This is a genomic window from Candidatus Goldiibacteriota bacterium (assembly GCA_016937715.1).
Taxonomy (GTDB): Bacteria; Oederibacteriota; PGYV01; order PGYV01; family PGYV01; genus PGYV01.
Map to the genome: position 1 here is coordinate 1 of JAFGWA010000010.1, position 10,949 is coordinate 10,949.

Here is a 10,949-nt window from a genome sequence, read left to right on the forward strand (position 1 = left end):
CAGCTCGGCAGCTCGGCAGCTCGGCAGCTCGGCAGCTCGGCAGCTCGGCAGCTCGGCAGCTTGTTTTGGTTTGGTAGACGCGGGTCTTTAGCCCGCGCGTTTTCGATTTAATACACATTTAATTATTACATTAAAAAAAAGAGGCGCAATATGCTGCGCCTCTGAACGTATATACAAAGAGCCGGACAGCGCAGGAGCGCTGTCCCTACAAGTTCTAAAACATAAAACAATTTTTATTTCTTAACAGCTATCTTTCTCTCTAACACATATTTTTCGCTGTCGTTTTCAACAAAAATCTTAAGCACATACAGCCCTACCCCTATCTTAAACCCGCCGTCGGTCCGGCCTTCATATAATAATTCACGGGGGCCTTTTGAACCCATTTCTTCGCCTTTCTGCACTTGTTTGCTCCATACCAATCCGCCAAACATATTAAAGAGTTTAAACGTTACCTTACTGTCCGCTTCAAGGTAATACCCTATTTTTGTGCCGCCTTTATCCGGATTAAACGGGTTAGGCGTATTTTTTACGGTTTTTTTATCAGCCGTTGAAGTTGCGGAAATAAATTCAAGAACTAATGTTTTTGGCGCAAGCCCGGCAACAGTTGCCGTAATTGTCACACTGGAAGGCGCCAGAACAGGCGCGGTATAAACTGACGAGCAGCTGCCTCCAATTATGTTTATCGCGTAATCATAATCCTGCGTGGCAGTATTTGTAACACTTAAAACACCTGTGTCCGCAGGTATGCTAAATTCCACCGCAGTCCTTGATACAGGGTTCATGTACGCGTCAAAAACAGTAACATTTAAATTGGCTGTTTCGCCCGGCTGAATCTGTACTTTATCCGAAGTAAAAGAAAAACTCTGCGGAGCAGCCGCGTAAATCTGCACAACATCCGAAGGCGATTTTGTAACATAATAATAAGTACCTGTGCCATTATCGTAATCAGAGCAGTCAGGCATAATTTTAATCCTGTCCATTTTAGTGTAGTTTACAATAACCGAACCTTCTCCGCCCTGCACGGAAACAGTATCCGGCACAAGCGGTTCAAGAAAAGCTGAATGGTTGTCGTATTCAACCGCGGCGATATCCGCAACTTTATCAAAGCCAGGCAGAATCCCCTTTTGTGCTTCGCGCGGATAGTTTGAAGCTTTAACCGTTATTGTCATGTAATCACCGGCAAAAACCGGAATTTCTGATGCCGTGTAAGTAATATTATTAATTTCCGGCCATATAAAATAAGTATTTAACGTGGAAAATTCCCTCTGATATGTGCCGGGTATGGAAACATTGGAATAATCCACAGCCATAACGTCATATAATCCGCTTATATCAGGATTAGGCATAAGCGTCATCGCGAATATTGTTGTTCCGGGCACATCAGTCATGGAAAGGTTTACAGCCGTGGGCGTTACCGAGTATTTTTCGTATATGGCGCCGCTTGACCTTAACCACACGTTGCTGACAGGATTTACCCTGTTATAATAATCATCACACGCCGTCACAGTCACATAAAATTCACGGTATGTCATAAGCGTTTCTTCAATACCTGTAAAACCCGTAAGCGTTCCCGGCGCGTATTCCTGCCCCTGCGTAAGCACAAGCAGTTTTGAATAAGCTCCCGGCAGATTATTTTTAACCGCCGTTCCCGTAGCGCCTGAAGCATCCTGAAAAGTAATTGTCAGCGCCGCGTCAGCACCCATTGGTTTTATCTTTCCCATCCATTTACCGGCGGTAAATGCCGTTGAAGCCGCATCTGCAGTTTCTTCAAAAACCACATCCCCAACGGACGCGGTTGCTGTAACATTGCCCGTATAATCGGTTTTGACGGCATTATCCGTGCCATATGCCGTTATAGTGACGGGAATCGCCGAACCGGCAATAAAATCACCGGCCTGAAGCAATACAGAAAAGTTTCTTAAATCCGCGCCATTTACACATACAGCCGCGGCAAGAATAAATATTGTTACAATTATATTTTTTTTCATAAAAACCCCGTTATATTTTTTTTTACGGAAAATTTAATTTATCTTCATGTACTCTTCAAGCGAAGTGGTGCCTTCTATCAGCTTCAATAATGCCGCTTCTTTAAGCGTCTTTAACCCTGTCTTGGCGTTTTCTTCCTTTATCTTTTTAAGAGGCTCTTTGGCCATAAGCATATCTTTAATTTTATCGGTCATGACAACGGCTTCAAACACAGCTGTCCTTCCTTTATATCCGGTCTGGGCGCAGCTTGCGCACCCGTTCCCTTTATATAAAGTAACCGACTTGCCTTCATCGCCGCCAAGCATTTTTACAATATCCGGCGCTGCCTGATACGGCTGCCTGCAGCTTGTGCATATTTTTCTTACAAGCCGCTGTGCCATAACCAGAATTGTATTAGAATAAACTATATACGGTTCAATTCCGAAATTAACTATTGTCTGAAGCGCCTGGTAAGGGTCAGACGAGCGAAGGCGTGAAATTAAAAGATGCCCGCTGGCAATTATATCAAAAACCGCTTCCGCTGTTTCTTTGTTGGCTATATCCCCTATTGTTATTACATCACAGTCCTGCTCCGCAAGATAGTGAAGCACCTGCCCGTAATTTTTTCTGCTGACTTTGGTCTGATTTACCCCCGGCACCACATAACCGGAGCTTGTATCATCTATGGAGAAAATATTAATATCCGGCCTGTTCATTTCCACAAGGGTAGAATGCATTGTGGTTTCTTTCCCGCTGTTTGTCGGCCCGGAAAGGATTATAAGCCCGTGCGGCTTTTTAATGAACCTTCTGTATGTTTCCACCATATCGTCTTCCATTCCGCTCTGGTCAAGGGTTAAAACAGCGGCATCCGTCCTCATTATTTTAAGGACTATTTTTTCGCCGAATAAAGTGGGAAATGTGTATACTGCCATATTAATTTCTTTTCCGCCCACGCGGATTTTTAGTTTGCTTTCCTGCGGCGCGGATTTTTCTGTCTGATTCATCTGCGCCAGCTCTTTTATTTTATTTAAAAGACCGTTATAAAGCGTGCGCGGCGGCGATTCCACTTCGTATAAGGTGCCGTCTATCCTTCTTCTTATCCTGCATTTATCCGCAAGCGGCTCTATGTGAATATCCGTGGCTCCCGCGTCATAACCGGTTGAAAGCAGCGTGGTTAAAAACACATTAACCGGTGTGTCCTGCGACACAACTGCCTGTGCCATATTAGGCGCTGCCTGAACCTGCGGAGGCGGAGGAGCAGGCGGTGTGTACTGCGGCTGCGGAGGCGCGTACTGCTGCGGCGGAGGTGGCGGAGCCGGAGAATACTGCGGCTGCGGCGGAGCGTATTGCTGTTGCGGCGCCGGGGACGGCTGCGAAGGCGCCTGTTCTCCGTAAATTGACCTCTGAATTTTCATTCCCGAAGATTCCTGCCTGGAAGAATTTCCCATTGGCGCTGATAAAATATCATCAAGGTCTTCAACGCTTGCTTTTGCAACCGCGCCGGTTTCTTCCGCTTTATATCCAAAATACTTATTTATCTGTTTTAATATTTCTTCAGCCGGCGCAAGCCGGACATCAATTTCACTTTTTGTCGTAGCTTTCAAATCGTCTATTACAAGAAAGTTCATGGGTTCCGCCATGGCAACGGTTATTACCCTGCCGTGCCTTGTGACAGGTATAAGTTTTTCGTTTCTCATAAGCTGTTCGGGAAGAAGTTTTAAGATATCCTGCTTAATGTCTGTTACTTCATCAAGGTTAACAAACGGGACTCCCATCTGATATCCAAGAAAAGTCCACAGGATTTCCTTTGAAAGATATCCCATTCTTACAAGTATCTCACCGATTTTTTCGCCTGTGCGCCTTTGTTCTTCAAGGCCGTCCTTTAACTGTTCTTTGGTTATAATGCCTTCGTCTACAAGCATTTCTCCGATAAGCATGTTCTTTTTGGGTTTGCTCATTGTTTACCCCTCTTTTTTCTTGAATATGTCAAAAATTGATTTTTTCTTTTTGAATTCGCCTTCTTCTTCGGGCGCGGACGCAAGGCCGCCGCCTTCGCCTTCCCGGGCAGGCACTTCTTTGTAATCCTGTTTAGACTGAATTTTTTCGCCTTTTGAGATTTTCTTTGCAAATTCAGCGCCAATCTCTTTGGTTTTATTTTCAAGTTCCGATTTTGATAGCCCGCTGTCCGCCGTTATCTTTATCACCTGCTCTTTTCCGGTAGACTGATCTTTAGCGGAAACCCTTATGATTCCATTCGCGTCAATGTCAAAAATAACATCTATCTTCGCCGAACCTTTCGGCCCGGGAGGAATTCCCACAAGGTCAAAAGTACCTATCATCTTATTATCGGAAGCCATTGGTTTTTCGCCCTGAAACACTTCTATTCTTACAAAAGACTGGTTTTCCTGCGTGGTGGTGTATACTTCTGTTTTTCTAAGCGGTATGGAGCTGTTTTTTTCAACTATCTTTGAAAAAATGCCGCCTTCTGTTTTAATACCAAGTGAAAAAGCGGTAACATCAAGCAGCAGTATATCCCTGATATCGCCCTTTAAAACAGACGCCTGTTTTGAAGCGCCTGACGCAACCGCTTCGTCCGGATTAACGCCGGAAAAAGGGTCTTTTCTGAAAATTCTTTTTACCACTTCACGTACAAGGGGCATTTTTGTCTGCCCGCCCACAAGAACCACTTCATCTATATCGCCCGCCCTCATGCCCGCGTCATTAAGCGCAATTTCGCAGGGTCCGGCTGTTTTTTCAGCGATTGTTTTTGTAATAGCTTCCAGCGTGGGCCTTGAAAGAACTGTCTGAAGATGTTTTGGCCCGTCATTTGTAGCAGCCAAAAATGGAAGTGTTATTTCAACGGATTCAAGAGTGGAAAGGTTTATCTTTGCTTTTTCCGCCGCGTCTTTTAACCTTTGCAGGGCAACCCTGTCATTCTTTAAATCAATGCCTTCTTTTTTAAGAAATTCCGCTACAAGGTAATCTATTATTGCCTGGTCAAAATCATCTCCGCCAAGGTGCGTGTCGCCGCTTGTGGACAGGACCTTAAAAATACCCTGACCAAGTTCAAGTATGGACACGTCAAAAGTTCCGCCGCCAAGGTCGTAAATAACAACTTTCATCTTTGTCTTGCTGTCAAAACCGCTGGCCAAAGCCGCGGCTGTAGGTTCATTTATTATCCTTACTATTTCCAGACCGGCTATTTTGCCCGCGTCTTTTGTCGCCTGCCTCTGCGAGTCATTAAAATGCGCGGGAACCGTGACAACAGCTTTATCAACCGTTTCGCCAAGATAATTTTCCGCGTCTTTTTTCATTTTCATAAGTATCATAGCGGAAAGTTCCGGAGGAGAATAAGTCCTGCCCATTACTTCCACCCAGACGTCGCCGTTTGCGGCTTTAATAAGTTTATAAGGCATGAGCCTTAAATCATTCGCAACGGTAGGGTCATTAAATTTGCGCCCTATGAACCTTTTAATTGAAAAAATTGTATTTTCAGGGTTCATTACCTGCTGCCTTTTGGCGGCATTGCCCACAAGTATCTGCCCTTCTTTGGTGAAAGCCACTACCGACGGCGTGGTCCTGAAATTTTCGTCATTCGGTATCACCAGAAGCCTGTTGTCTTCCATTAACCCCATACAGGAGTTTGTAGTTCCAAGGTCTATCCCGATAATTTTTGCCACTTAAGCACCCTTTCCCGTTTTTTCTTACTGCGCTTTTCTTACCCTGTCTATTTCCCTCATAAGTTCCTGAAGCTTATCAATAACCCTTTTATAATGCTGATTATCCGGGTCAAGTTTAACAGCTTCTTCAAAAGCCCTTCTGGCGTCCAGAAGTTTATTGGTTACAGTGTAAATAACGCCTATGTTGTAATAACCCTCGCTTAACTTATATACAGCGCACGCCTGCTGAAATTTAAGCAGCGCGGTATTTTTGTTTGTATCAAATGCCGCCACGCCTTCCTTAAAAATCACTGACGCTTCTTCAAATTTTTTCTTGTCATTGCCCTGAAAAATACCAAACTTTTTATCCGCAGGCGCCTGTTTTAACGAAGCGAATATTATAAAGTTATATATCTTACGCTTAAGCGGATTGGACAATATATTATACGCTTCCACAACTTCTGAAGTCTTTTCATGAGCCCAATCCGGCCTGTCAGGATTATGATCAGGATGGTATTTATACAGCATCATCCTGAACGCGCCGTCTATCTCTTCCTGTGTTGCCGCCGGATAAATTTCCAGCAGTTCATAATAGTTAAGTTTATTTGCCATTTTATCCTTTTATCAGAACTTTGTACCCTTAAGCCGGAACAGTTCGGCCACGCGGCCGTCATTCATGCTTATATCATCTGTTTTTTCATAATTAGCCAGGGCGAATGTTTCATCCGCAATCTGCTTTGAAGCATATATATTTGTGTTAAACTTTTTCTTTTCACCGTACCGCGACGCAAAATTAAGGTAATCCGTTATCGCGTTAAAAGCATCAACAGATTTTCTGTCTACAAAATTACCTGTTATATTGCCCTTTGTAATTACAAAATTAATGTCAAAATCTTCCACGTTATAACCCAGCGTCAGTTTGCTTTTTACCATATTCACAAGTTCTTTTCTTATCTCTACAGTGGAAATAAGGGCGCGCTTTAAATCGTCGTTATGTTTAAACGGGTACCCAAAACTGATAAGAATAAACTTTTCCGTAACTTTAAAAACCGCGCCCTGGTATTCCAGGACAGTGTATGATATTTTTTCTATGAATTTTTTTATTATTTCCTTAAGTTCTTCGCTTATAAGTTCATAGGTAAAACCCGCCAGCGCCGAAGTGTCCACAAACACGAACACAGTTTTATTTTCATCCGTCTGCGATACCGGATAATAACCCTTTGTGATTTTATCCGTCATTTCCTGATATGTCAGAGTCTCGTACGCTTTTTTCAGATTATCCATATCCTTTAACCCGTCAGCCACCGTTTCAAACGCGTCTTTTATCCTTACTTTCTCTTTTAATTCAACTATCATCCTGTTAAAGTCATCCGCCAGCACGCCTGTTTCATCGTTTGTTTTAACTTCAACAGCTACATCAAGGTTGCCTTCCGCGACTTTTCTCATTCCGCCGGCTATTATATTAAAATTTCTGGTTATAATTTTAGCAAGGCCCCACGCGCCCAAACCGCCCGCAATCAGTATAAAAAACGCCAGTATGGAAGTATTTAAAATCATCATATTCTGAGAGTAATAAGTGCCGTATTTGGAAAATTTTATAACAAGAGTTGCCAGGCCTATGTCTTTATCCTTTATCTTTATATTTCCTATAACTTTTACGGTGTCATCTATTTTATTGCCCACAAGGTTTTTTACAGTTTCTTTTTTATCATCCGAAAGTTTTAACTTCGGAAATTTCTTTTTAATCAAAGGGTCATTTATTGCAGCGGCTCTTACATTATCTTTGCCGTCAATAATCGCCATAAAAACAATGTTCTTATCTATCTGCACAAACTGCTTCATGTAATTTTCATATATGCCCCAGTTTATCCCGCCCCTGCCCTGCGCCACAGGCCAAAGCGCGCCCAATGTCTTGGCTGCTTTTTTAGCGCTGTTCTTCATCTCATTTATGCTGTCATTCCAGTTCATCGTCATATAATATCCGACGATTGCGGTGAGCGTTACAAGAATAAGGGAGAAAATAAGTATGCTTATCTTGTAGCTTAAACTGAATCTCACCTTTCTTCTTGAAGCCATTTTTTCCTTCTTTCGTTTTTTATTTAGCCACTGATTCCAGCGCGTAAAAAGAGCTGTCGGAATCGCCAAAATAAACTATGCCGTCTTCGCCTATCATTGACGTGACCACGTTAAATTCGTATTTCTGAGACCATTTCTTTTCGCCTGTCTTTGAATCAAGCGCAAGCACTTCTTTTCCGGCGCCTATGTAAAGTATATTATTCACGGCAAAAGGCGTGGTTAGAACCTTGCCTTCCACGGCAGTCTTCCACAGAAGCTTGCCGTTTGAGGAATTTAAAGCGTAAATATTTTTATCATTTGAACCTGCAAAAAATACGCCTTCTTTAATAACACCGGATGTTATCCAGCCTTCAGCCTGAAAAGCCCATTTAACAGCGCCGCTTAAAGAATCCACGGCGTATATTTTTTTATCATCAGAACCAAAATACAGAACGCCTTCACTTTCAACAGCCGTGGACGCAATACCTTTGCCTGTGGCGTACTGCCACGCCACTTTGCCGCTGTCCACATCAAGCGCGTACATATTGGCGTCAATGGAACCGATATAAACAAGGCCGTTTGCCACTGTCGGCGATGAAACAACCGGCATAAGGGTCGCGTATTTCCAGACAATCTCGCCGGTCTTTCTGTCCATGGCGTAAACATTATTATCCATTGACCCCACATAAACAACCGACGAGAAAATAGCCGGCGAAGAACCCTGAACGGGGCCTATCTTTTTGCTCCAGATTATTTTTCCTGTAGACGCGGAAAGCGCGTAAAACATTCCTGATTCCGTGCCAAAGTACAGCGTTGTTCCGTATAAAGCCGCGGAAGATGAAATACCTCCCTGACAGGGAGTTTTCCAGACCGCCTGGCCCGTACTTTTTTCAATCGCGTAAAAATTATTGTCCATACATCCCACATAAATATTTTCCGCGTCCATCACAGGCGACGCTTTGAATCCCGAAATAGCTTTAAATTTCCATTTAAAATCAAGGGGAGGAAGTATGTTATATCCCGAATAAAAGTCATGGCTTGGAATTCCCCTGAACATGGCCCAGACATATTTGCCTTTTTCCGCCTTCACTGTTGTTACCTTTTTGGAAGCAACAATAATTTCCTGCTGCTGTACTTCTATCTGTTTTTCAAGTTTTTTCACCTCCGCGGAATTCGCGCCGGAAGTTGAGGCTTTCTTTGTCTTTAAATCCCGCTGCAATTTCTGAAGCTGGGTGCTTTGCGTTTTTATCTGCTTCTGCAGCCCTTCCATCTCTTTAATCTCTTCGCTGATATTTATATCAATGCTGGCTTCTTCTTCCGGCTGCCCGCCAAAGCACCCCGGAAAGATAAAAACAGCAATAATAATTGCAGCATACAAAATAGCATTTTTGGACATTATACGCCCCTTTCATTATTTTAATCAAACTTTACAAAATACCTGTTTTTACTGTAATTATAATATATTATCAGATTTCATTTTTTGTGTCAACAAACATAACCCCCTGACGCGGGGCACGTAAATTTATAATGTTTCTCAAATTACTTTGAACTAATCTCCAAGCAGATTGTATATAAGTTCCCTGTCTTTATCTTTAAGAATAAGGAATTCAATACCTATTTCTTTGTCGCCTTCTTTGCCTTTTACCCATTTGACTTCCGCAAAAGTGGTAACCGCATCCTGTTTTTCATCCACCACCACTTCCACCCTTATGATATCGCCTATAACACAGCTGCCTTCAATGCCCATTCTTATTCCGCCAAGGCTTATATCCGCGCTTTGCGCGTCTAATTTAACAGCTGTTTTTTTTATTTCAGCGCTTTCATCGGCGGAAATAAGCTTATATTTTACCGTACACTTTTTTTCCATCCTTTTATGCCTTCTTCTTTCTATAAAGAGATCCCCATTTTCCATCACATCGCCTCCCTGCTGTTTTTTAGTATCTGTACTTCGCTTCTTATATCTTCCATCATAACGACATTGGATTTCATTTTTTCGGTGACAGCATTGATATTGCCGGTAAGCCCGTTTAATTTTTCGGTCATATTTCCGGAAAGGATTCCCAGCAGGTCATTATCTATTTTGTGTTCTTCAACCGCGGCATAAATACCCGCAAGCATTCTGGATATTTCTCCAAGCGATTCAACTATTTTAATAAAAGAGTCGCTTGCGGAATATACCACGTTTACCGCGTCTTCCACCCTGTTCTGCTCGGATATTACAGCCACCGCTTTCTGAGCAAGTTCTTCCGTCCTTTGGAGAAAGTCGGATATTTCCTGCGTGGCTTTTGTGGCGCCTTCCGCCAAAGAGCGTATTTCCTGGGCCACAACAGCAAAACTTTTTCCGGCTTCACCCGCGCGCGCCGCTTCAATGCCGGCATTTAAGGAGAGCATATTGGTCTTTTTGGCAATCTCCGCAACCGTATTAACAATGCCTTTTATCTGTTTGGAACTTAACCTTAACTTTTCTATGACATCCGTAGATTCAATAACCGCGTTTTTTATGCTGCTCATCGCCTGAATTTCCGAACCGGTCACCGAACTTCCGCTTTTTGCAAGTTTTACTATTGCCGCAGCCCTGTCATTTATTTTTTTAATATCTTCAATTATTACAGTAATTGCTTTGGTAACACTTTTGGTAATGCCGTTTACTTTACGCAGCTTATCTTCATTAAAAAGCGCGTCGTTATTTGCATTTTTAACCGATTCCATAAGTTCATTATTATTCCTTGAAATCTCGTCTATTTTTTCGGATATAAGCAGAAACGCTTCTTCGTTTACTGTTGTCATTCCTTTTTGCTCAACAGCCTTAGGCGCCGCGCAGACAATTAAAGAATTGACTAAAAGCGGCTGCGTGTCAACAATCTCTCCCGCTGCCAGTTTTTCCTGCTTTTCCCTGATGCTTTTTAACAGCATTCCCTCATAAATATAAACAGCACCAAGCCCTGCGGCAGCGCCTGAAATTAATCCCACCAGCAGGGTTAGAAAAAACTGCCCTAAAGAAAAACCGGAAGACAGAGATATAACAACAGCAGCCAGTATGCCTGCCGCGGCCGGGGGCAAGGAAATTATTATTATTTCCTTATCCGTAAATTTAACCTGAAGTATTTTGTTTAATTCCATTTTTCCCTCATATACTTTTATAATACAACAATATTCAGCTGCTGTAAAATCATTTTTAACAATTTGTCAACGCAAAATAGAAGTGTCCTATTTTCTGCAAAATAGAAATGTCCGCTTTTCAAAGTACAGCCTGCCAAGAATCCCCGGTTA

The 10,949-nt window shown here is 42.7% G+C and carries 8 protein-coding genes; all 8 read right to left on the reverse strand.

Going from position 1 to position 10,949, the window contains the following annotated elements:
- Positions 1-233: 233 nt before the first annotated feature.
- The gene (locus JXR81_01600) at positions 234-1,988 is read right to left on the reverse strand and encodes a hypothetical protein (GenBank protein MBN2753539.1); all 1,755 of its coding nucleotides are present in this window, start codon (positions 1,986-1,988) and stop codon (positions 234-236) included.
- A gap of 33 nt (positions 1,989-2,021) precedes the next feature.
- Positions 2,022-3,923 carry a Flp pilus assembly complex ATPase component TadA gene (gene tadA / locus JXR81_01605; protein ID MBN2753540.1) on the reverse strand — a complete coding sequence of 634 codons (1,902 nt, stop codon included), beginning with the start codon at positions 3,921-3,923 and terminating at the stop codon, positions 2,022-2,024.
- 3 nt (positions 3,924-3,926) lie between these two features.
- Positions 3,927-5,645 (reverse strand): molecular chaperone DnaK, encoded by a 1,719-nt coding sequence (gene dnaK, locus JXR81_01610; GenBank protein ID MBN2753541.1) that lies wholly within the window; start codon positions 5,643-5,645, stop codon positions 3,927-3,929.
- Between the two features lie 24 nt (positions 5,646-5,669).
- Entirely contained in the window at positions 5,670-6,236 is a 567-nt protein-coding gene (locus JXR81_01615; protein MBN2753542.1) for a DnaJ domain-containing protein, read from the reverse strand.
- 12 nt (positions 6,237-6,248) lie between these two features.
- Complete coding sequence (locus JXR81_01620) at positions 6,249-7,700, reverse strand: HAMP domain-containing protein (GenBank protein ID MBN2753543.1); 1,452 nt, start codon at positions 7,698-7,700, stop codon at positions 6,249-6,251.
- 19 nt (positions 7,701-7,719) lie between these two features.
- Positions 7,720-9,075, reverse strand: a complete 1,356-nt coding sequence (locus JXR81_01625) for a PQQ-binding-like beta-propeller repeat protein (protein ID MBN2753544.1) — start codon at positions 9,073-9,075, stop codon at positions 7,720-7,722.
- Between the two features lie 153 nt (positions 9,076-9,228).
- Positions 9,229-9,591, reverse strand: coding sequence for a PilZ domain-containing protein (locus tag JXR81_01630; protein MBN2753545.1), 363 nt, complete (start codon positions 9,589-9,591; stop codon positions 9,229-9,231).
- Positions 9,591-10,799 carry a hypothetical protein gene (locus JXR81_01635; protein MBN2753546.1) on the reverse strand — a complete coding sequence of 403 codons (1,209 nt, stop codon included), beginning with the start codon at positions 10,797-10,799 and terminating at the stop codon, positions 9,591-9,593. The genes JXR81_01630 and JXR81_01635 overlap by 1 nt, the downstream gene beginning before the upstream one ends.
- Positions 10,800-10,949: the final 150 nt, after the last annotated feature.

Coding starts and splice junctions, on each gene's coding strand:
- JXR81_01600 (MBN2753539.1), bottom strand. CDS start 1,988: ATGAAAAAAAATATAATTGTAACAATATTTATTCTTGCCGCGGCTGTA.
- tadA (MBN2753540.1), bottom strand. CDS start 3,923: ATGAGCAAACCCAAAAAGAACATGCTTATCGGAGAAATGCTTGTAGAC.
- JXR81_01615 (MBN2753542.1), bottom strand. CDS start 6,236: ATGGCAAATAAACTTAACTATTATGAACTGCTGGAAATTTATCCGGCG.
- JXR81_01620 (MBN2753543.1), bottom strand. CDS start 7,700: ATGGCTTCAAGAAGAAAGGTGAGATTCAGTTTAAGCTACAAGATAAGC.
- JXR81_01625 (MBN2753544.1), bottom strand. CDS start 9,075: ATGTCCAAAAATGCTATTTTGTATGCTGCAATTATTATTGCTGTTTTT.
- JXR81_01630 (MBN2753545.1), bottom strand. CDS start 9,591: ATGGAAAATGGGGATCTCTTTATAGAAAGAAGAAGGCATAAAAGGATG.
- JXR81_01635 (MBN2753546.1), bottom strand. CDS start 10,799: ATGGAATTAAACAAAATACTTCAGGTTAAATTTACGGATAAGGAAATA.